Annotated in this window: 19 protein-coding genes; 10 read left to right on the forward strand and 9 right to left on the reverse strand. The window is 47.7% G+C overall.

The window, feature by feature from the left end; genetic code table 11:
* Positions 1-526 precede the first annotated feature (526 nt).
* A complete protein-coding gene (locus tag COV52_06245; protein PIR11103.1) occupies positions 527-1,969 on the forward strand; it encodes a hypothetical protein in 1,443 nt (480 codons plus the stop codon).
* A 28-nt stretch (positions 1,970-1,997) separates the two neighbouring features.
* On the opposite strand, the gene COV52_06250 is transcribed toward COV52_06245, so the two are convergent.
* The 4 genes from COV52_06250 to glyQ are packed head-to-tail and all read right to left on the reverse strand — an operon-like array spanning position 1,998 to position 6,167.
* Positions 1,998-2,699: a 4-hydroxy-tetrahydrodipicolinate reductase gene (locus tag COV52_06250; GenBank protein PIR11104.1), complete on the reverse strand. Its 702-nt coding sequence runs from the start codon at positions 2,697-2,699 to the stop codon at positions 1,998-2,000.
* Complete coding sequence (locus COV52_06255; protein ID PIR11105.1) at positions 2,693-3,244, reverse strand: D-glycero-beta-D-manno-heptose-1,7-bisphosphate 7-phosphatase; 552 nt, start codon at positions 3,242-3,244, stop codon at positions 2,693-2,695. Before COV52_06255 ends, COV52_06250 begins: the two co-directional genes overlap by 7 nt.
* Complete coding sequence (locus COV52_06260; GenBank protein ID PIR11106.1) at positions 3,244-5,301, reverse strand: glycine--tRNA ligase subunit beta; 2,058 nt, start codon at positions 5,299-5,301, stop codon at positions 3,244-3,246. Before COV52_06260 ends, COV52_06255 begins: the two co-directional genes overlap by 1 nt.
* Positions 5,298-6,167 carry a glycine--tRNA ligase subunit alpha gene (gene glyQ / locus COV52_06265; protein PIR11149.1) on the reverse strand — a complete coding sequence of 290 codons (870 nt, stop codon included), beginning with the start codon at positions 6,165-6,167 and terminating at the stop codon, positions 5,298-5,300. The genes COV52_06260 and glyQ overlap by 4 nt, the downstream gene beginning before the upstream one ends.
* A 271-nt stretch (positions 6,168-6,438) precedes the next feature.
* On the opposite strand from glyQ, the gene COV52_06270 reads away from it, so the two are divergent.
* Together COV52_06270 and COV52_06275 are read left to right on the forward strand one after the other, a co-directional pair.
* Complete coding sequence (locus COV52_06270; protein PIR11150.1) at positions 6,439-6,822, forward strand: polysaccharide biosynthesis protein GtrA; 384 nt, start codon at positions 6,439-6,441, stop codon at positions 6,820-6,822.
* Complete coding sequence (locus COV52_06275) at positions 6,823-7,593, forward strand: hypothetical protein (protein PIR11107.1); 771 nt, start codon at positions 6,823-6,825, stop codon at positions 7,591-7,593.
* On the opposite strand, the gene COV52_06280 is transcribed toward COV52_06275, so the two are convergent.
* Together COV52_06280 and COV52_06285 are read right to left on the reverse strand one after the other, a co-directional pair.
* A complete protein-coding gene (locus COV52_06280) occupies positions 7,538-8,686 on the reverse strand; it encodes a hypothetical protein (protein PIR11108.1) in 1,149 nt (382 codons plus the stop codon). The two genes, COV52_06275 and COV52_06280, sit on opposite strands and share 56 nt — an antisense overlap.
* Before the next feature lie 64 nt (positions 8,687-8,750).
* On the reverse strand, positions 8,751-9,260 hold the full coding sequence (locus tag COV52_06285) for an integration host factor (protein PIR11109.1): 510 nt from the start codon (positions 9,258-9,260) through the stop codon (positions 8,751-8,753).
* A 244-nt stretch (positions 9,261-9,504) separates the two neighbouring features.
* On the opposite strand from COV52_06285, the gene COV52_06290 reads away from it, so the two are divergent.
* On the forward strand, positions 9,505-9,819 hold the full coding sequence (locus COV52_06290; GenBank protein PIR11110.1) for a 2Fe-2S ferredoxin: 315 nt from the start codon (positions 9,505-9,507) through the stop codon (positions 9,817-9,819).
* 55 nt (positions 9,820-9,874) lie between these two features.
* On the opposite strand, the gene acnA is transcribed toward COV52_06290, so the two are convergent.
* Positions 9,875-12,535: an aconitate hydratase AcnA gene (gene acnA, locus COV52_06295; protein ID PIR11111.1), complete on the reverse strand. Its 2,661-nt coding sequence runs from the start codon at positions 12,533-12,535 to the stop codon at positions 9,875-9,877.
* A 293-nt stretch (positions 12,536-12,828) separates the two neighbouring features.
* On the opposite strand from acnA, the gene COV52_06300 reads away from it, so the two are divergent.
* From COV52_06300 to COV52_06315, 4 genes are all read left to right on the forward strand, one after another.
* Positions 12,829-13,263 carry a 50S ribosomal protein L13 gene (locus COV52_06300; protein ID PIR11112.1) on the forward strand — a complete coding sequence of 145 codons (435 nt, stop codon included), beginning with the start codon at positions 12,829-12,831 and terminating at the stop codon, positions 13,261-13,263.
* Between the two features lie 2 nt (positions 13,264-13,265).
* Complete coding sequence (locus tag COV52_06305; protein ID PIR11113.1) at positions 13,266-13,721, forward strand: 30S ribosomal protein S9; 456 nt, start codon at positions 13,266-13,268, stop codon at positions 13,719-13,721.
* A gap of 79 nt (positions 13,722-13,800) precedes the next feature.
* Positions 13,801-14,436: a stringent starvation protein A gene (locus tag COV52_06310; GenBank protein ID PIR11114.1), complete on the forward strand. Its 636-nt coding sequence runs from the start codon at positions 13,801-13,803 to the stop codon at positions 14,434-14,436.
* A complete protein-coding gene (locus COV52_06315) occupies positions 14,436-14,834 on the forward strand; it encodes a ClpXP protease specificity-enhancing factor (GenBank protein PIR11115.1) in 399 nt (132 codons plus the stop codon). The genes COV52_06310 and COV52_06315 overlap by 1 nt, the downstream gene beginning before the upstream one ends.
* Positions 14,835-15,074: 240 nt before the next feature.
* Here COV52_06315 and COV52_06320 read toward each other — a convergent pair whose 3' ends face one another.
* Positions 15,075-16,358, reverse strand: a complete 1,284-nt coding sequence (locus tag COV52_06320; protein PIR11116.1) for a hypothetical protein — start codon at positions 16,356-16,358, stop codon at positions 15,075-15,077.
* On the reverse strand, positions 16,351-17,094 hold the full coding sequence (locus COV52_06325; protein ID PIR11117.1) for a DNA-binding response regulator: 744 nt from the start codon (positions 17,092-17,094) through the stop codon (positions 16,351-16,353). Before COV52_06325 ends, COV52_06320 begins: the two co-directional genes overlap by 8 nt.
* A 138-nt stretch (positions 17,095-17,232) precedes the next feature.
* On the opposite strand from COV52_06325, the gene COV52_06330 reads away from it, so the two are divergent.
* Entirely contained in the window at positions 17,233-18,522 is a 1,290-nt protein-coding gene (locus tag COV52_06330; protein PIR11118.1) for a phosphopyruvate hydratase, read from the forward strand.
* Between the two features lie 34 nt (positions 18,523-18,556).
* Positions 18,557-18,832, forward strand: a complete 276-nt coding sequence (locus tag COV52_06335) for a cell division protein FtsB (GenBank protein PIR11119.1) — start codon at positions 18,557-18,559, stop codon at positions 18,830-18,832.
* The last annotated feature ends 145 nt before the right edge of the window (positions 18,833-18,977 follow it).

Consider the following 18,977-nt stretch of genomic DNA (forward strand, 5'->3'; position numbering starts at 1 on the left):
GGATTTGTATTAGATGGACTACATGTAGCATTTGATTTTATTTGTAATTATTCAGCATTTTCACTGAATAATTACTCTTAATCCCCATCGCGCAAAGAAAAATACTGTTTCTCAAAGAGATGTGTCGATGCATTAGATTTTAGTGAATAATTACCTTTTATTTAATATAAAGTATTTAACTGGTCTCGCAAGGGGCTTAAACAGATGGCTCGCTGTGAAAACCATCAAAAGGTAGCACACGCTACTTCAGCATCCTTGTTTTATTCCGTGTGCCTAGTTGTAATAAAGCAGTCCCATTAAGCAATATCATTGAAAATGTCAGGGCAAAATAGAACCCCATGAAGCAGATTTCACCACTAAGATGCGCTTAAACCGAGATTCGGGTGTTAAGGAAACTTTAATTTTTTAAGTTTATTATGCCAGGACTATATCTAAGAAACTGTTTGAAATTTATTGAATCGCTGCAAAATGAGCGAAATGGACTTAAGTAGCTTCTACATCCCTAATAAAACACAGGAGAAAAACAATGAAATTGCCGCCAGTACAACAACCTCAGCCCCAACCGCCAGTACAACAACTGCCGCCAGTACAATCCGTCCAAGCACAGCAAGCAGTGTCCCCACAACAATATACAATAAGGGGACAATTTTATGGGGTTGAGTTACGCACTAGAGATGAGGTGGTTAAGCATATCGACGAGGATGGCGTTCTTCACTTAGGGCTGAATGAATTTGTACGAGTGCAATATGGTCAAATAGTTATTGACTACTCCAGCGGTAAAGCGTGGATTACGTGGAGTTTCCGGGATCAGGAGAATGGGCGCCCTGTAACATTTAATACGCCAGTGAAGTTAAAGCTGGGAGATAATATCGCTTTAACTAGACCGCAGCAGTTGATGGTTAGAGATAATCGTTCTACATGGCTTAATGGATTTAGCCCCTCGAGTCGTTCTATGGTTCATCTTTTGCAAACCATGGCTGGAGCTCCTTGGTGCACTATATATGGCGAAGCCGACGGCGCGCAGCCCGCCTCAAGCTACTCGCTTTGGGCTTCATTGCCAAATGGAAAAGCCCATGTGAAGCTATATGATCCTACAACAGGTTGGGTAGAGCCGCTTGTCAGGCTAAGCTTATACAAGCATGCCTCGTTTGCTAGTAGCGCCGCCGCTCAGCTACCCCAATCCAACGAAGCATCCCGCAGTGGGGTCGTGCTCAAGGGGGTGGTATTAAAATTTGGGAAAGAAGAGGAATATGGTTGTGGAGATTCTCGCCTAACACTGAGCTTAGATCAAGGTATGGACCTTCATCATCCGGAATATCTCCAAAAGAATTTCTCGGTTCTCTTCGCTCATATTTCGGATGGAATGTTCAGAGACGAGGAGGCCTTTAATCGTTTCTGGGAAATATGCGAAGGAGTAGGGGGTTCGCCAGGCGCTAAGCGCACGCTTATACACTGCTGTGTGCTTGATACAGATAGGCGGCATCCAATGGTTATGCTAGTGCCTGATCTGACCCGACTTGAGTCGCGAACGAACGTACTTCTGGTGTTCTTTTGGATTCAGCATGTGGATAGAAAGCATTGGCGTTTGCTCAGTGATGAACAGCGTGCTTTGCTTTCAAGCGTTCAAGAAAAACTAGAGAGCCCTGGGATCCTGCGCTTGGCTTTGGGCGACGACCGCGAGCTTAGCGTTGATGAACAATTTCAACAACTTATAGATCCTAGATTGCTGAAAAACGAGCAACTGCTAGGCGTAACAGCCCTATTTAAAGAATTACTTCACGAGTCAGCTCCTTCAGAGCGAGCCACGAGCAACGCGACGCCGCCTCCTCCTGCTTCTGCTGCTGCTGTTCCATCATCATCTCCACGAAGCGCTTTTTTTCCTTGCGCGGCAGCAGAGCAGTCTGCAGCAGAGCAGTCTGCAGCAGAGCCGCTTGCAGCAGAGCCGCCTGTCTCGCCGAAGAAGCCTTAGCAAAGAGGGGTAAATCAATCTCAGGATATCAAAGAAAATATTCAAGGCCATAGACCAGATGATCCAGCGACATGATATTTTGCAAGCACAAAGCAATGCCTTCGGCGAAGCAATCGCGGTGGATGGATTGATGTGAGATCGTTAGTGTTTCGCCGGTGTGGCCAAAGATCACATCTTGGCTCGCTAAAAAACCGGCTTGGCGAATGGAGTGAATCGGAATGCCACAGACATCATTATATTGATTACGTTGGCAAGCCACGGCTTCGTTATCTCGCATGCTGGCAATGATTTCTGCGGTGCGAATGCTGGTGCCTGAAGGCGCGTCTTTTTTGTGTTCGTGATGCTTCTCAACGATCTCTGCGCGTGGAAAATATTTCGCAGCAATCATGCTAAATTGCATCATCAATACTGCACCGATAGAAAAGTTGGGGATGATGGCGCCAGGCACATCGTATTTTGATAAGGCCTCAACATCACTCTCGCTTAAACCACTGGTGCCGATAATGGGGTGCGCGCCCGATTGAAGAATCATTTCTGCGTTTTGAAAAGCGGCATCAGCCACCGTGAAATCAATCACGATATCCGGATTAACTTCGGCCAATACGGCGGCGAGGTCATCTGCGCGGCCCAGCTGTTTCGCAAGTTTAAACCCTTTGGTTTGTTTAACCACTTGGCAGGCGAGCTGGCCCATTTTGCCGAAGGCGCCGTTAACGATTACTGTGGTCATGATTGGGTTTCCTTTAATATGATTTCACAAGCGTGTGCTAAATCTTTCACGACACTTGTGTCGCCAAGTTCGTGTTTGTGTTTTTCTAAAGCGATTGAGCCTTTGCCGGTTAGTACTAATAATGTTTTCAAACCACGCGCTTTGCCGGCTTCAATATCTCGCCAGCTATCACCAACCAAAAAGGTTTTTGCTAAATTCGCCTCTGGGAAATCGCTGGCGATGTCATCGATCAGGCCGGGTTTGGGTTTTCGACAGTGGCAGTCATCATCGGGATGGTGCGGGCAATAGTAAATACCGTCGATTTTGCCACCTAATTTTTCTAACAGTGCTGTAAGCTTATCGTGCATGGCGTGCAAGTCTTCGTGGGTAAAGTAGCCACGTGAAATGCCAGATTGATTTGTGGCCACGGCCACCGAAAAGCCAGCCTGGTTTAATTTAACGATAGCCTCAAGGCTGCCGGCAATAGGATGAAAAGCATCGTGATGGCGAATGTGATCATCGCTGTCTTCATTGATAACACCGTCTCTGTCGAGAATAACAAGGCGCATCACTGAAGTTCCGAGAAGTCAGCAATATGTAAAAATAGGTGTCGCACACCTGTGAGCAAAGCCAGGCGGTTTTCGCGCAGCGCTTCATCGTCACACATCACCATGACTTCATCGAAAAAACAATCCAATGTCGGTTTGAGTGTGGCCAGTGCGATCAAGGCATCGTCAAAGCGTTGTTCTCTTGTGGCTGTCATCACAGTGTCTCGAAGTTTTTCAGCTTGCTGATTGAGCGCTATTTCAGCCGCTTCTTTAAGTTCATTGGGTTTAACTCGTCCGTTGCCTGATTGTTTCTTCAATACATTGGCCACGCGTTTATTGGCTGCCACTAAACTTTCAAAGGCATCGTGCGATTCAAAGTCGCGCAGTGCGGTTAAGCGCTGTAAAACTTCTAAAGGCTGCGGAAGGCCTAAGCTTAAGACCGCTTGGCATTGGTCGGCGCGGAAGTTTTGCTGCAGTAAGTAGTGTTTTAAACGTTCTTCAATAAAGCCAAAGGTTTGGCTGGCCACATGCGGGTTGCTAAGTTTGTCGCCGTAACAGCTAATCGCGTGTTCGATCAGTGTGCTCACATCGATTGATAAGCTTTTTTCTAAAATGATGCGCAAAATACCTAAAACTTGTCTTCGCAGTGCGAACGGATCTTTATCGCCTGTAGGTAATTTGTTAATACCAATAATGCCGACGATGGTATCGATACGATCCGCCATGGCGACACACAGCGCAACGGGGTTGTCGCTTAAGGCGTCCCCTGAAAAGCGCGGTTTGTAGTAATCTTCGAGGGCCTCTGCCACAGCAGGCTTTTCATTATCGTCGGTCGCGTAGTAGCGGCCCATGGTGCCTTGGAGTTCGGGAAACTCGCCGACCATGTCGGTGAGTAAATCACATTTGCACAATTGACTCGCGCGCGAGACATCGTTTTTATCGGCGCCAATGAGTTCGGCTAAGCGGTTAGCGATCGTTTCAATGCGTTGTGTTTTCTCAAACAAAGTTCCAAGTTGTTGTTGGAAGGTGACGCTGATGAGCAGGTCTCTGCGATCCAAGAGGCCGACTCGTTTATCTTTCTCAAAGAAAAATAAAGCATCGGCAAAACGTGCACGTAACACTTTTTCATTGCCGCGAATGATTTGCCGGGGATCTTCCGCTTGTATGTTGCTGACCAAAATAAATTGGTTCAGCAGCGCACCAGATGGATCGCGCAGCGCAAAATAACGCTGGTGTGTGGCCATCGATAAAATAAGCACCTCATCGGGAACGGCTAGGAATTTTTTGTCGAACTCGCCGAGTAAAGCGTTTGGCCATTCAACGAGAGCAGTGACTTCATCAAGCAATGCATCATTGGCGACAATGGTCGCGTTATGGCTTTCGGCCAGTCCTGTGATGTGTGATGCGATTTGTTCTTTTCGCTCGTTAAAATCTACAAGCACATAGGCCTTTCGAAGTTTTTCTAAGTAGTCGCTGGCATGATGAATGTCGATGGCTTCAGGGTGATGAAAGCGATGGCCGACAGTGCTGTGTTGGCTGTCTAAGCCGAATAAATTCATGGGCACGACGCTGTTGCCCAAAACAGCCAGTACATTTTTCACCGGGCGCGTAAAGTGGTGTTCGCCCTCGCCCCAGCTCATGAGCTTCGGGATCGGTAAGTTTTTTAAGGCGTGCTCGATAATGCTCGGCAGAAGTTCGGCGGTGGCTTGTCCGGCTTGTTGCACTTGGTAAAACAACCATTCGCCCTTGTCTGTTTTGACGGTGCTGGCTTGATCAAGCTCAATCCCACAGGATTTGGCAAAACCCAGCGCTGCCGGTGTCGGGTTGCCATTGGTATCGTAAGCGGCATTGACAGCGGGCCCTTTCCGGTCGATCACCTGGTCGGCCTGTTTGTCGGCTAATGCGTAAACGCAAAAAGCCAGTCGTCTGGGGCTTGCGTAAGCTTCGATGCGATCAAAGGATAAAGTGGCTTTTTCTAAGCCTTGTTTAACATTCGACGCTAGTGCATCGCGCAAACTTTGCAAGGCTTTGGGTGGCAGCTCTTCGCACAATAATTCAAAAATAAAATCTTGGCTCATGCGCGATTCTCCTGGCAACGTGGAAAGCCTAAGGCTTCGCGCACCTCAACATAACGCTCGGCCACTTGTTTGGCCATGGCGCGCACGTTTAAAATGTAAGCTTGGCGTTCTGTGACTGAAATGGCGTGTCGCGCGTCTAATAAGTTAAAACAGTGTGAAGCTTTTACCATCATCTCATACGCGGGAATCGGCAGGCCTGCTTCGATTAATTTCTGGCACTGTTGTTCGCAGTGTGAAAATTGCTCTAACAAAAACTTCACATCGGCGTGTTCAAAATTATAGGCCGACATCTCTTGTTCGTTTTGTAAAAAGATATCACCGTAAGTCACAATCCCGGCTGGTGTTTCTGTCCACACCAAGTCTTTAAAATCATCCACGTTTTGCAGATACATAGCGATGCGCTCAAGGCCATAAGTGAGCTCGCCGGTAACAGGTTTACAAGGCAAGCCGCCGACTTGTTGGAAGTACGTAAATTGTGTGATCTCCATCCCGTTTTGCCACACTTCCCAGCCTAGACCCCAGGCACCTAAGGTGGGCGATTCCCAATTGTCTTCCACAAAGCGGATATCATCCTTTAAAGGATCGATGCCGATTGCGCGTAGTGAGCCTAAGTAGAGTTCTTGCAAATTATCGGGTGAAGGTTTGAGCACAACTTGAAACTGGTAGTAGTGCTGTAAGCGATTCGGGTTTTCACCGTAGCGACCATCGCTTGGACGGCGGCAAGGCTGCACATAAGCCGCGTGCCACGGCTCCGGGCCCAAGGCTTGTAGAAAAGTGGCGGGGTGGAACGTGCCTGCGCCGACTTCGAGGTCTAAAGGTTGCATAATGATGCAGCCTTGTTTTGCCCAGTAATCATGAAGCGTCATTAATAAGCCTTGAAAGGTCTTCACCGGCGTTTCCTTATTGAAAAATTAAGGCTTATTATACGCATCGTGTTTGAAATTTATAGCCTGGCTTGGCTTGCGTTTGGTTTAAAATCAGCGGGCTGGGGTTTTGGGTGGGGTTTCCGCACGATCGCTGATAAAAACGCACAAATTTTGAGCGAAAAGCGGCGGGGACTGTGATATAATAAGCCCGCTTATTAGGAATAAACAGGTTAAGGCATTGAAAAAAATAGCAAAAACGACATACCACGGATTGTTCGGCAACCACTGGTTTGGCCAAATTGGTCGTTTTGGTGTTGTGGGCGTCACGGCCGCAGTGGTGAACTTTGTGGTGGTGTTGGGTCTGGTATCGGCCGGCCTGTTAAGCCCTCTGCTTGCGAATATCTTTGCGTTTTTACTAGCGTTTCAAGTGAGCTTTTTTGGGCATAAGCGCTGGACGTTTAAACACAGCGGCGCCGGGCTTTCAACGGCCAGCAAATTTTTTATCGTTGCCCTTTTAAGCTTTTTGTTGAATGAGGGTTTGTTTGCCGCGCTGCTTACCGGCGCGCAACTCGCTTACCCACTTGCTTTGTTATTAACCCTCGCGATTGTCCCACCGCTGACATTTGCGTTTAGCAAAGTGTGGGCTTTTAAGTAAATGAATAAAGTGATCTTGTGCGCGGACGATTTTGGTTTGAGTCACGGCACCAATACGGCGATTTTAGATTTAATTCAGCAAAATGTGTTGCAAGCGACCAGTGTGATGGTGACTATGCCAGCGCTTGAAACGGATGCGCCGCAGCTAAAAACGTTTTCTAGCCAGGCTCAAATCGGCTTGCACTTTGATTTAACCGACGGTAAACCTTTAACACATTTACCTGCCTCACATCACGGTAGCTTAAAGCGATTGTTAGTTTTATCACACCTTCGCCGTTTAAACCAAGCCGCACTTGAGGCAGAGTTGCTGGCGCAGCTTGAGCGCTTTAAAGCGGTGATGGGGCGGTTTCCTGATTTTATTGATGGTCATCAGCATGTGCATCATTTGCCGGTGGTTCGCGATGCTTTATTGGCGGTGTATGCCAAATGGTTTGGGGATAAAAAACCTTGGGTGCGTGTCTCCAGCAATGGTTTGAGTTTTGTGTTAAGGCGTGCCTTTTCAGAGCCAAAGCTTGCCATTATTGCGTTTAGCGGTGCTTTATCACTCAAGCGAAAACTGAAAAAAGCCGGTATTCCACATAACAAACATTTTTCGGGTATTTACGATTTCTCCAAAAGCGCGCACTACGCGCAATATTTCAAGACGTTTCAAGCCGATGTCCGCGATGACGGTTTGATGATGTGTCACCCCGGAAAAGGTGAAGTGGCTAGCGATGCTATTGCGAAGGCGCGTGCAGACGAGTACGCGTTTTTACGCACACTGTCACGATAAGATAGACAGCAAATAACAGCGCAGCCAGCGGCGATAGCCAAGAAACATAGCCCGGGGTCAAATGATGCCCGATCGAGTAGCTGCCGAGTATCATGATTAACAAAGCCACGAAAAAACCCAATCGAACATTCTGCCGATTCTGCCAAGCGCTGTTTGCAAAGTATGCCAAGGCCGGTGCCAATATCACGTAATCATTATTTTCAGTGCGCGGGTTAAACAGCATGAGGTAGCTTGCGGCTAACGCAAAGATCAAAATCACGGCTTGTGCTCGCTCGAGTCGCAAGCATCGATACGATAAGTACAAAACGACTAAGCCTGCGACTAACTCCACGGGCAGTGCTAAGGCTTGGGGCAAGGTGAGCCCAAAGGTTTGCAAAAGGCCAAAAAATTGCGCCCAATGCGAGTAGACACTGGTGCCATAATGAAAAGCGTATTGCAACATTTGCCAGCAGGCGCCGTATTGAGTAAGCGCATAGTGTGGCGACTGTAAGATAAAAGGCAAAATAGCTGCGATTAATACAGCGATGATGAGTCGAAGACGAAGTGGTGAAAACAATGCAAAGGCTAATAATAGCCAAACAAGCGCTGTCGGCTTTAGGGCAACGCTAAGGGTCAGTAGTATCGCTGAGCGCCAGTAATGTTTGGCAGCTATTGTGGTCAAACCCAGTAGTGTGAGGCCTGTGAGCAATAGGTTCATTTGTCCATTGCGTAGACTGCTAAAAGCTAGGGCGGCTGTAAACAAGCTCATTAAGGCAATCCAGGGCCGTTGCTTTTCTGCCCTGGGGAATAAGCGCACATATTCGAGTAAGGCATACAGGTAAACCGCCAAAGAGATCGCCCGCCAAAGTGTTTCGGCTGGCGCTTTGGGCATTAGGCTAAAAGGCGCGAAAAAAATAGCGGCTTGAGGAAAATAAATAAAACCCGTGCCGCGGGTGTTGTATAGGGCTTGGCCTTGCAGCCAATGGTGTCCGGCATCGAAGTACCAGTAAGCCAGCGAGCGGCCAAGGTCTGTGTGGATTAGATAAAACACAACAGCGGCACACAGTAGTGTCCATAGTAAGATGGCAATTTTTTTGTCGAGTGATGGTGACATGGCTTTAATAATTCCGGCTCATAAAAAAGCCCGCCAAGGGGCGGGCTTTGTGCTCTATCGGCGATTAAGCAACGATTTCTTTCAATCGTTTAAGCGCTGTTACACGTACTGAACGGTAAGCTGGCTTAGCTTTGATCATGATTTCTGCACCTGTGAACGGGTTCACACCTTTGCGAGCTTTACGCGCAGGTTTCTGTACAGCTTTGATGTTCATCAAACCGTTAAGTTTGAAAGAACCGACGCCGCCTTTTTTAACGTGAGCCACGATCACGTGCTCAAGAAGCTCTAGTACATGAGCAACTTGCTTACGAGAAAGTTCAGCTGATTCAGCAATGTGGTTAACCACTTGTGATTTAGTCATTGCTTTTTTCACTGCGCCTAATGCTTTAGGAGCAGCGGCTTTTTTAGCAGGTGCTTTTTTCACAGCTTTTTTAGGCGCTGCTTTCTTAGTAGTGGTTTTCTTTACTGCTTTTTTAGCAGGTGCTTTTTTCACAGCTTTTTTAGGCGCTGCTTTACGCACTGCCTTCTTAGCAGCGGGTTTCTTTTTAGCCGGAGCTTTTTTCTTTGTAGCCATAGTTTCCTTCCTTAATTTAAGATGATGACAAGTTAACTAAACATCCCAACCATAGCATAAAAAAAGGGCTTTGCTAGCCCTTTGCCATGAAAAATTCATCCAAAACGGGCATTTTTTTGAAAAAAGGCATGCTTTTAAGGCTCTGCCAGACATTGCGAGGACGCTTTATAGTTTTATAGCAGAGTCTTTGTGCTTTTTTAAAGGCTCGGTTAGAATCAGCGTTTGTATTTTAAGGCGATCAAAGATGGGTTATTACAAGTCACATGTGTTTATGTGTGTGAACGAGCGCGAAGAAGGTAAGCGTTGTTGTCATGCTTCAGGTGCCGATGAGCTTCAACAATATGCTAAGCAAAAAATACGTGAATTAAAGCTCGACGGCAGCCAGGGCATTCGCATTAATCGCGCCGGATGCTTGGGACGCTGTAAGCTTGGCCCGGTGCTGGTGGTTTATCCTGATAATGTTTGGTACCACTATGAAACGCAGGCTGATATCGATGAAATTATTGAATCACATTTAGTGGGTGGGGTTGTTGTTGAGCGATTGCGTTTGCAAGAGTGAGTTTTAGTGCAATATAAAAAGGGCCCGAGGGCCCTTTTTATATTGAAAGACGAAATTACATTTTACGTAAAACGTATTGCAAGATGCCACCATTTCGGTAGTACTCGTATTCGTTTTGCGTGTCGATACGGATCAATAGTTTCGTTTCTTCTTCACTGCCATCGGCACGTTTGACGTGCATGGTCACCGTGTCGGCAGGTTTGAAGCCACCTTCTAGGCCGTGAATTGAAATGACTTCGCTGCCATCAAGTTTCAAGGTTTTGCGATTCACCCCTTCCATGAATCGTAATGGCAAGACACCCATACCGATTAGGTTTGAGCGGTGAATACGCTCAAAGCTTTCAGCAATCACGGCTTTCACACCAAGGAGCAAGGTACCTTTTGCAGCCCAGTCGCGTGATGAGCCAGTACCGTACTCTTTGCCTGCAATCACGACCAGCGGCGTGCCTTCGGCTTGGTATTTCATCGCTGCATCGTAGATCGCCATTTGTTCGCCCGTTGGGATGTGCTTGGTGTAGCCGCCTTCGACGTTATCCAGCATTTCGTTGCGAATACGGATGTTGGCAAAGGTGCCGCGCATCATGACTTCATGGTTGCCGCGACGTGCGCCGTAAGAGTTAAAGTCTTTCACCTCAACGCCGTGTTCTTGCAAGTATTTGCCCGCAGGGCTGTTGGCTTTAATTGAGCCAGCTGGCGAGATGTGATCGGTGGTGACACTGTCGCCTAGCAAAGCTAAGACATTGGCATTTTTGACGTCGTGCACTTCGCCCGGTTCTTTGCCCATGTCCATAAAGAATGGTGGGTTTTGAATGTAGGTGGAGTCATTGTCCCAAGAGTAGGTTTCTGTGCTTTCAATGCTGATAGACTGCCACTCTTTGGTGCCGTCAAACACTTCAGCGTATTCTTTGCTAAACATCTCTTTGGTAACAGAGCGCACCGCTTCGGCCACTTCAGCATTGCTTGGCCAAATATCTTTTAAGAAGATATCTTCGCCTTTATCGTTTTGACCGATCGGTTCTTTGCTTAGATCAATTTTTGTAGTACCCGCTAGAGCAAAAGCAACCACGAGGGGTGGCGATGCTAACCAGTTGGCTTTCACTTGTGGATGCACGCGGCCTTCAAAGTTACGGTTACCGGACAACACGGAGCAGACCGCCAAATCATTATCATCGATCGTTTTGGCGATCGCATCTGGTAATGGGCCTGAGTTACCGATGCAGGTTGTGCAACCGTAACCGACCAAGTAGAAGCCCACTTTTTCAAGCTCTTCAATTAAGCCTGCGGCCTTCAAGTAATCAGTCACCACTTTAGACCCTGGGGCCAAAGAAGATTTCACCCAAGGCTTATGCACAAGACCTTTTGCAGCGGCTTTCTTGGCCACCAAGCCTGCGGCTAACATCACGCTAGGGTTTGAGGTGTTCGTGCATGAAGTAATCGCAGCGATGACTACATCACCATGGTGCATATCAAAACCGGCGCTGGTGCTAAAGCCTTTGTCGGCTTGGTCGGCGACACCGTTGTCTTGCAGCATTTTTTCTGTGGCTTTACCAAGGTCTGTGAGTGCGACCCGATCTTGCGGGCGTTTAGGACCGGCCAAGCTTGGCACGACCGTTGAAAGGTCGAGCTCTAACACATCGGTGTAAATGGCTTCGGCACTGTTAGCGGTATGCCAAGTACCTTGCGCTTCATTAAAGGCTTTAACCAAGGCAATCGTGTCCTCATCACGGTTAGACAATTCCATGTATTTAATGGTTTCAGCATCAACCGGGAATAAGCCGCACGTTGCACCGTATTCTGGTGCCATGTTAGCCAGCGTTGCGCGATCGGCTAGCGGTAAATCCTGAAGGCCTGGGCCAAAGTATTCGACAAACTTGCCGACAACGCCGCGTTCACGCAGTTTTTGTGTGACGGTGAGCACTAGGTCGGTGGCGGTGACGCCTTCATTTAATTTGCCAGTGAATTTAAAACCAATCACTTCAGGGATTAGCATCGAGACCGGTTGGCCTAGCATGGCGGCTTCGGCTTCAATGCCGCCTACACCCCAGCCTAATACGCCAAGACCGTTGATCATGGTAGTGTGTGAATCAGTGCCCACCAAGGTATCCGGGTAAGCCCAGGTTTTACCGTCGATCGTGCGTGACCAGACTGATTTGGCTAAATACTCTAAGTTCACTTGGTGGCAGATGCCGGTGCCGGGGGGGACCACACGGAAGTTATCAAAGGTTTCTTTACCCCATTTTAAGAAGGTGTAACGCTCGTGGTTACGGTGCATTTCGATGTCTACATTTTCCTCAAACGCGCTAGGGTTACCAAATTTATCAACCTGCACAGAGTGGTCGATCACAAGGTCTACGGGGCATAAAGGGTTCACAGCGTCTGCTTTACCGCCCAATTTGGCTGTGGCATCGCGCATGGCCGCCAAATCCACCACGGCAGGTACGCCAGTAAAATCTTGCATTAAAACACGTGCTGGGTGGTAGGCGATTTCATGCTTAGACGATTTGTTTTTCATCCAGTCCACAAATGCGTGGATGTCTTCTTTTTTCACCACATTGCCGTCTTCGTGGCGCAAAAGGTTCTCAAGTAGGATCTTTAATGAGAATGGCAGGCGGCTCACGCCGTCAAGGCCCGCGGCTTCGGCGGCCTTCAGGTCAGCGTAGTGGTACTCTTTGCCGTTAACGCTCAGTGTTTTGTGGCACTTAAATGAATCAAGCATGGGGGTCTCCTTATATTAACTTGGCAGGCGATCGGGGGGATGCCTCAAGGTTGGCGACATTGTAGCGGCCAATTTACGCGCCTGCAAATTGAAAAAAGTGAATTGATATCTGAAGCTTACCTTATATTTGGCTTTAAAATGGAGCTTGAGCGATTGGGTTTGGTCATAAAATGAACCAGACCCCAAGGTGAGCTCGGGTGGCCCTAGAAAGAAAAAGCGCTTTTCCAGGCTTGTATCTTTGAAAACACTCATGTAAAATCGCCCATCTTTTGAAGGACACGAGTCTAAACAATATGAAAACATTTAGTCTAAAAGCGGGCGATATTCGCCGAAGCTGGTACATCGTGGATGCCGCCGACAAAACATTGGGTCGTTTGGCGACTGAAATCGCGCGTCGCTTACGCGGTAAGCACAAGCCTGAATACACGCCACACATGGATGCGGGTGATTACATCGTTGTAATCAATGCTGAGAAAGTGCGCGTTACAGGTAACAAAGCACAAGACAAAATTTACTACCACCACACGGGTTATCCAGGTGGTATCAAAGACATCAACTTTGAAAAATTGATCGCAAGCAAGCCTGAAATGGTCTTGGAAAAAGCGGTTAAAGGCATGTTGCCACGTGGACCTTTGGGTCGCGCAATGTTCCGTAAGTTAAAAGTCTACGCAGGTTCTGAGCATCATCATGCTGCTCAGCAGCCCGTTGAATTAGTGATTGAGGATTAATTATGTCAGCGACGAAGCAATATTATGGTACAGGCCGTCGTAAAAGCTCGGTTGCTCGTGTGTTCATTCAAAAAGGTGAAGGCAAGATCGAGATCAATGGTCGTTCATTTGAAGATTACTTTCCAATTGAAACAGCGCGTATGGTGGTTAACCAACCACTAGAAGCGACAGACACAATCGGTGAATTCACGATTAAAGTCACTGTTAAAGGTGGCGGTTCATCAGGTCAGGCTGGTGCGGTGCGTTTGGGTATTGCCCGTGCGCTGGTCGCTTTCGACGAAGACGGCGTTGATTTGAGCAAAACGGCTGAGACTGAAGAGGATTTACAGATTATTGCTAACTCTTTCCGTCGACGTTTGCGTGCCAAGGGTTTGCTAACGCGTGATGCGCGTAAAGTTGAGCGTAAGAAGATTGGTCTTCATAAAGCGCGTAAAGCCACACAATACTCAAAACGTTAATCGTATTTTTGTTGTATGTATAATAATAAAAAGCCTGGCTGTTAAACGATCCAGGCTTTTTTTTTAAAGAGGTAATTTTATGGCAGTCGCCGTCAGTAAAAAATCAGGCATGACCTTATTCTCAGGTTCGAACACCCTGGATAGCCATCGTGTGCGCATGGTCTTGGCTGAGAAAGGCCTTCAGTCTGATATTATCGAAGTTGATCGTCAGGAGTCACCTGAAGATTTACTCGAAGTGAACCCGTACAACACGGTGCCGACATTAGTTGACCGCAATTTGGTAGTATATCACGCACGCATCATTATGGAGTACTTGGATGAGCGCTTCCCGCACCCTCCTTTGCTGCCGGTTTACCCGGTTTCTCGTGCACAGTTTCGTTTGATGATGCACCGTATCGAGAAAGATTGGTACAGCTTGGTTGAGGTCATTCAATCGGGAACGCCTAAGGCGGCTGAAAAAGCCCGCGCGGAATTGACCGAAAGCTTGATCGGCATGGCCCCTTTGTTTTCGCAAACGCCGTTTTTGATGAGCGATGAATTTTCCATGATCGATTGCACGGTGGCTCCATTGCTTTGGCGCTTACCTGAATACGGTATTGAGTTGCCTAAAACTGCAAAAGCGATCCATGCCTATTGCGAGCGTATTTTTGAGCGCAAGGGCTTTAGAGAAAGTTTGACGGATACTGAAATTGAGCTTCGCTTGGGGAGTGAGTAATGCAAGATACGCCGATGCTACCATTGCGACCGTACATTTTGCCGGTCGTGTACCAATGGATTGTTGAAAGTGGTTGTACCCCGCATATCTTAGTTGATGCTGATTATGATCGAGTCGCGGTCCCAGAAGATTACATTCAAAACGGCGAGATTATCTTGAACCTTGCGCCACAGTCGGTGCGTGATCTGGAAATGACAAAAACGTACGTCAGTTTTCGCGCGACATTTGCGGGCAAGATCGAGCATATTTACATCCCGATGGAAGCGGTTTTGACGATTTTCGCTGCAGAAAATGGTCGAGGCATGCCTTTTGAAGACGAAGGTGAGACCTTGCCTTTTGACGACGTGGATACGGGCTCATCTGGCGGCAAGCCTGGCCATCTAAATTTAGTTGATTGATTTTTAAGGGTTTTTCGCGGCGTTACAAACTGTTACGATAAACCCTGGGCCCGAGATATTTCTGTTACCTTCTTTGCTTATACTGGGCTCGTTGCGTTGAGCATAGCTCCTCGTGAGTAGCAAGATGCTACTGAGTTAAGATTGATGACTAAACTAAACGGCAAAATGATGAAGCACCACAGGGTCCACAAGATACAGTCCCCGTCAATGTCTCTTCTTTCAGGCTTTGTGGCTGTTTCATCATTTTCTTCCGATCTTGATGATAACGCGCAACCCACCGACGGAATTATTTTCTAGGTTTACCTCTCCGCCGTGCGCTAGCATTATGCTGCGTGCGGCAGCCAATCCAAGTCCCGTGCCGCCAGTTGAGCGGCTTCGGGATTTTTCAATTCTGTAGAATGGTCGAAACACATTTTCCTGCTCGTTTTCAGGAATACCAGGGCCGTCGTCATCCACAATGATTTTGTAGTGATCGTGCAGATAACGAAGGTACACATTAATTTTATTGCCAAACTTCAGCCCGTTATCGATGATGTTGTTTAAAGCGCGAGTCAGTGCAAGTTCGTTGCCCACGGCGCCAAAGCCTTCTTTCGGGCCAGAGTAATGCACATTTTTGCCCGTGTCTTGATAGGCCTGGCATACTCGGTAGATCACTTTGGCCAAATCGAGTTCCGTTAATTCAAATTGGTGATGCTCGTCTTTGGAGTAAGCCAAGCTCTCTTTGATCATGGCCTCCATTTCGTCCACGTCTTTTAAAAATTTATTCCGACTGTCTTCATCGTCAATAAACTGTGAGCGCAATTTTAGGCGAGTGAGCGGAGTGCGAAGGTCGTGTGAAATTGCAGCCAAGACTTGGGTGCGCGTTTGCATGAGGTGACTGACATGGGTTTGCATTTTATTGACGGCAACGGCGGCCTGCTTAACCGCTTCTGGTCCGTGCTCTTCGTCTAGCGTAATGCTGCCGATGGTTTTGCTGACTTTTTCAATGTCAGAGACAAAGCGTCTGAGCGCGCTGTTATAATGATTAGCGGCCCAAATCGCAAAACCTAAGGCGACAATAATGACCAGTTCCAAGGCAAACAAAAAGGATTGCAGTTTCCAGACAGAGGTATTGTCGACATAGCCAGAAATATTCAGCCAGGCCCTCGGGCCGAATTTGACGGAAACCCGTAGCACTTGATCTGTGAGCGGGATTTTTTTCAACTGTTTGACAATGCGCCAAATATCCGTGGTTTTACTCTGCACATGCCACACGGGTTTGTCGGTTGCTGTCACAGCAATGTTTGGCAGGTTAATGGCATCAATAATTTGGCGGCGCTTGTCGGGAGGGTTGATGCCGACGGCCTCAACAACGGTCAGCATTTGCCGCATGATCAAACCGCGGTTGACATTGGCTTGGGTGTTTTGGGAGTTTTTGGTCATCTCTAAAAAAATCACCACGTGTGTGGCGAGCATGATGACGATGAATACCGCGAGAATTTGCGCCCAGGTGCTATCAAAAAGATACAGGCGCTTTTTAGCCATGCTTTTCTACCTTTGGCGTGAATAAGTAGCCCCCGCCGCGGATGGTTTTGATTAAGCGTGGTTGCTTAGGGTCATTTTCAATTTTTTGGCGCAGCCTTGAAACCTGCATATCAATGCTCCGGTCATAGGGGCTTGCGTCACGATCTTTTGTGAATTCCATCAGCTGATCACGCGTCAGGACTTTTTGAGGATGAGTGACAAAAGCATGCAGCAAGGCAAACTCGCCACTGCTCAGTGGCGTGGCTTGCTTTTGTGGTGAGTACAGTTCGTGCATGTCAATATCCAGCACCCAGCCATCAAAGTTAAAACGCTCATGAGGCGGGTCAGAGGGCGTGGTTGCTGTGCTACGTGAGGCTTCATTGGTGTGGTGGGCCTGGCTTCTGCGCATAATGGCTTTGATGCGCGCCAACAGCTCTCGTGGGTTAAAGGGTTTGGAAATGTAATCATCCGCACCGACTTCAAGGCCGACAATCCGGTCGGTGTCTTCACCGGCGGCGCTCAGAATTAAAATAGGAAAATGGTAATGTTGACGAAGTTGTTGGCACAAGGTTAAGCCGTCATCGCCGGGTAGCATCATGTCGAGGATCATGAGGTCAGGCGTGAAGCTCTTGAGCACTTCATACATTTGCTCACCATCGTGTGCCACGTGGACGTCATAGCTATACTTTTCGAGAAACTGCGAGAGCAGTTCGCAAATGTCTAAATCATCATCAACGATTAAGATTTTGGTTAGCACGGGTTATATCCTAAGCACCTTTAAAAAGGCAGTGTAGCAAAATCAATAGCGACACTCTAGCATCATGCACGGCTAGTTTCTGGTTTCTCGTTATGGGTTTCTAGCGTATACTGTCGCGCATTCACGCAAGGGGATATTATGGCAGCGATCAAGCAACTGCAAGCACGAGAAATTTTAGATTCACGCGGTAACCCAACCGTAGAAGTGGATGTTTGCTTGGATGATGGCAGTTTGGGGCGTGCGGCTGCCCCGTCGGGTGCATCGACGGGGGTGCATGAAGCCTTAGAACTGCGCGATGGCGACAAACATCGCTATTTGGGTAAAGGTGTGTTGAGGGCCGTGGCGAATGTTGAGACTAAAATACAAGCGGTGCTCAAAGGCCAGTCTGCCGATGATCAAACCCATGTTGATGGTTTAATGCTTGAGCTTGATGGCACGGAAAATAAATCTCACTTGGGCGCTAATGCGATGTTGGCGGTATCTTTGGCGGTGGCGAAGGCTCGCGCCGTATCGGAAAAGCTCCCCTTTTATCAAAGTTTAGTTTCGCGTGATCGCTACCTGATGCCTGTGCCTTTGATGAATATCATCAATGGTGGTGCGCATGCTGACAATAGTGTCGATATCCAAGAATTTATGATTGTGCCAGCCGGCGCGCCCAGTTTTTCTGAAGCGCTGCGTTATGGCACGGAAGTTTTTCATGCACTCAAAGCTGTTTTAAAAGCTAAAGGCTTCAATACCGCCGTGGGTGACGAGGGCGGCTTCGCCCCCGATTTGCGTTCTAATCAAGAGGCTTTGGATGTGATTGTTCAGGCGATTGATCAAGCCGGCTTTTCACTGGGCAACGATATTCATTTGGCTTTGGACGTTGCCAGCAGCGAACTTTTTAGTGAAGGCCGCTATCACTTGTACTCTGAAAAACGTGTCTTGGATGCGCAAGGCTTTGTGGATTATTTGGCTGACTTGGTTCGCCAATACCCCATTATTAGTATCGAAGACGGTATGGCTGAAGAGGATTGGCAGGGTTGGGCCGTCTTAACACGCGCCCTGGGTGAGCGAGTACAGTTGGTGGGCGATGATTTATTTGTCACGAACCCTAAGCTTTTGGCCCGTGGCATAGAAGAGCAGATTGCTAATGCCATTTTGATTAAATTTAACCAAATTGGTACGCTCACGGAGACCTTAACGGCGATAGAAATGGCGCAAAATGCGGGCTTTAATGCGGTGATTTCGCACCGCTCCGGTGAAACGGAAGACACCAGTTTGGCGGATTTGGCGGTGGCGACGAATGCGGGTCAGATTAAAACGGGTTCCTTGTGCCGCACGGACCGTTTGGCAAAATACAATCAGCTCTTGCGGATTGCGCAACGTTTGGGCGATAATGCCGTTTATGCCGGTCAAAATGCCTTCGAGCGTTTTTTAACGGCGTAGCGGGTGGAAGGATGAATTGCCCGGGAGGTCATCGATGACATTACGTTCACTAGCCCTAGGACTCTTTGTTCTGCTGATGTTTTTGCAATATCAGCTCTGGTTTTCATCCGATGGTCTTGGCAAAACGGCCCGATTAAAATCCAGCATTGCCGCGCAGCAAGCGTCGAACCAAAAGTTCAGCAAAATCAATGATACACTGACCCAGCGTATCAATATGATCCAGCATAACCAACAAGCCCTGGAAGACATTGCCCGAGATCAATTGGGTATGATCAAGAAAGACGAAACTTACTACCAGTTTGTTAAATAAAGCTGAACGTTTGGAGCAATATTTGCATATAAATTATCGTTTATGTGAGTTGCTTTTAATAAGCTGGGCTGCTGTCGACTTCGACCGCATATCGTTTATTTGATTTCGTCGTTAAATAAACAGGAATGTTTCTTTTTTACAGCTA

The sequence above is a fragment of the Gammaproteobacteria bacterium CG11_big_fil_rev_8_21_14_0_20_46_22 genome (genome assembly GCA_002796245.1).
Lineage (GTDB): Bacteria > Pseudomonadota > Gammaproteobacteria > UBA12402 > UBA12402 > 1-14-0-20-46-22.

Bases quoted from the DNA above. Each gene is read 5' to 3' on its own strand.
- COV52_06290 (PIR11110.1), top strand. From the start codon at position 9,505: ATGGGTTATTACAAGTCACATGTGTTTATGTGTGTGAACGAGCGCGAA.
- glyQ (PIR11149.1), bottom strand. From the start codon at position 6,167: ATGACGCTTCATGATTACTGGGCAAAACAAGGCTGCATCATTATGCAA.
- COV52_06285 (PIR11109.1), bottom strand. From the start codon at position 9,260: ATGGCTACAAAGAAAAAAGCTCCGGCTAAAAAGAAACCCGCTGCTAAG.
- COV52_06260 (PIR11106.1), bottom strand. From the start codon at position 5,301: ATGAGCCAAGATTTTATTTTTGAATTATTGTGCGAAGAGCTGCCACCC.
- COV52_06315 (PIR11115.1), top strand. From the start codon at position 14,436: ATGCAAGATACGCCGATGCTACCATTGCGACCGTACATTTTGCCGGTC.
- COV52_06245 (PIR11103.1), top strand. From the start codon at position 527: ATGAAATTGCCGCCAGTACAACAACCTCAGCCCCAACCGCCAGTACAA.
- COV52_06305 (PIR11113.1), top strand. From the start codon at position 13,266: ATGTCAGCGACGAAGCAATATTATGGTACAGGCCGTCGTAAAAGCTCG.
- COV52_06310 (PIR11114.1), top strand. From the start codon at position 13,801: ATGGCAGTCGCCGTCAGTAAAAAATCAGGCATGACCTTATTCTCAGGT.
- COV52_06280 (PIR11108.1), bottom strand. From the start codon at position 8,686: ATGTCACCATCACTCGACAAAAAAATTGCCATCTTACTATGGACACTA.
- acnA (PIR11111.1), bottom strand. From the start codon at position 12,535: ATGCTTGATTCATTTAAGTGCCACAAAACACTGAGCGTTAACGGCAAA.
- COV52_06255 (PIR11105.1), bottom strand. From the start codon at position 3,244: ATGCGCCTTGTTATTCTCGACAGAGACGGTGTTATCAATGAAGACAGC.
- COV52_06330 (PIR11118.1), top strand. From the start codon at position 17,233: ATGGCAGCGATCAAGCAACTGCAAGCACGAGAAATTTTAGATTCACGC.
- COV52_06320 (PIR11116.1), bottom strand. From the start codon at position 16,358: ATGGCTAAAAAGCGCCTGTATCTTTTTGATAGCACCTGGGCGCAAATT.
- COV52_06300 (PIR11112.1), top strand. From the start codon at position 12,829: ATGAAAACATTTAGTCTAAAAGCGGGCGATATTCGCCGAAGCTGGTAC.
- COV52_06275 (PIR11107.1), top strand. From the start codon at position 6,823: ATGAATAAAGTGATCTTGTGCGCGGACGATTTTGGTTTGAGTCACGGC.
- COV52_06335 (PIR11119.1), top strand. From the start codon at position 18,557: ATGACATTACGTTCACTAGCCCTAGGACTCTTTGTTCTGCTGATGTTT.